The organism is Faecalibacterium sp. An192, assembly GCF_002160175.1.
Lineage (GTDB): Bacteria > Bacillota > Clostridia > Oscillospirales > Ruminococcaceae > Faecalibacterium.
The window spans coordinates 1-1562 of record NZ_NFKB01000123.1 but is presented as its reverse complement, the minus strand read 5'-3'; the positions used below and the strand labels follow the sequence as shown (position 1 = coordinate 1562).

The window sequence follows — 1562 nt, the reverse complement described above, 5'->3', positions numbered from 1 at the left end:
AAGACTGGCCTGGCTCCGCTCTCGCTTCGCCAGGCCAGTCTTTGATTCGCTTGTTCTACCCCTTGCAGGCCTCTTTTTTGTACTGTCCGCACAATATGGGGCGGTTCACGTTTTGCCGTGCAGGGGGCTCTCTTGTTTTATTGTTTTATCTCCTATTGTGCGTTTCTTTAAAAAGCGAACTGCACATCCTCCTGATAACCGCTCTGGCACGGGTTGGATTCGCTGCGATAGATTGCATGGCGCTTTAAATCATACACCACCGACCACACGGTGTCTTTTCCTGTGCTGCGGTCGTACTGGCACAGAAAGCCGTACCGGCCCGAGAGCAAATCCTGTGCAAAGGAAAGGTCTTTTCTGAGTTCCTTTCTTCTTAGCGCCTCCGTCATCGTCCGATAGCGCCGCTCTGCAAACCAGTCGTCCTCGGTTGTGCGGTTATAGCTGCGCATCGACGGCAGGTGGAAAGCATTGGTAGCGCAGACAAAGGGGTTTTCCGGATCGGCAGGTCCCGCAATTTCAACCCGCTCCGCATTGCACTCCACCACAGCCAAATCCCCTTTCGTATCGGCGAGGGTCAATGTCTGGGCGGAACCAATGGGAAGCATTTTCAGCTTTTCCAACGCCTCCGACACTGTCCCGCAGGTCTCCAGGAGATAGCGTACCAGCAAACCGGCGTTGAAGCCCGGTTTGATTTTTGTCGGGCTCACCGAGGTCAGTCCAACCGCCAGCCCCTTCTGATTGACACCATCCTCCATCTGAAGGAACGATGTGGTATTTCCTGTGAAAGAGAAGACACCATCGGTTCGATGAACGATCACGTTGGTGTTGTGATCTTCCAGCACCGGCAGAAAATCGCTGTTCCTGCCAAAGAGAATTTCATCTCCTTCAGCCACAGCAAAACAGGAGCAGTGACAAGCCGGCGGAATGGTGTACATACTGAACAACGCCGCCTGCAAAAGCTGCACATCGCAGTCCTGTCCTGCGGCCAGGCCCTGCAGTTCTTCCAAAAGAGCGGGATAATATTGACGATACACAGGAAGGCAGACTTCTGCATATTCTATCCGCTCCCCTGTGATAGGAAAGGGGATGTGATCCAGAATTTTCACTCCGGAATCCCGCAGCAGAGAACCCCACTGCTGCCCCGTTTGATCATGGTTGCCTTGTAATTGCAAATGAATCATTTTAAGTGCTCCTTTTCATTTGATGATAAGGAGCCGCCGGCGGCCTGATCTCAAGATAGCAGAATAAAAATTTTAAGTCAATCTCTTTCCCGCGTGAAACATATAAATTGTATTCAGGAATTTATTTCAAGTTTTCCATACAGTTCCAGTCGCGTTGCGTTCAAACGCTACGGGATTTGTGCCCGAATTTGTCCTTTTATTTCTTTTCCGCTGCTTCTTCCATGTGGAAAAAACAACAAGAGAAAACCCCCGAGGATTTATCCTCAGGGGTTTTGTAGAGAAGCCGGCATCTACCTATTTTCACAGGCCGTGTCCAGCCAACTATCTTCGGCACAAGTGAGCTTAACTTCTGTGTTCGGAATGGGAACAGGTGGGACCTCACCG

Annotated in this window: 1 protein-coding gene and 1 rRNA gene; both read right to left on the bottom strand. The window is 50.8% G+C overall.

Annotated elements, in window-relative coordinates; translation table 11 throughout:
* Window positions 1–167 precede the first annotated feature (167 nt).
* Window positions 168–1178, bottom strand: a complete 1011-nt coding sequence (locus B5F27_RS16185; RefSeq protein ID WP_087369063.1) for a C45 family peptidase — start codon at window positions 1176–1178, stop codon at window positions 168–170.
* 281 nt (window positions 1179–1459) lie between these two features.
* Window positions 1460–1562 (bottom strand): 5S ribosomal RNA (rrf, locus tag B5F27_RS16180); the annotation flags it as partial.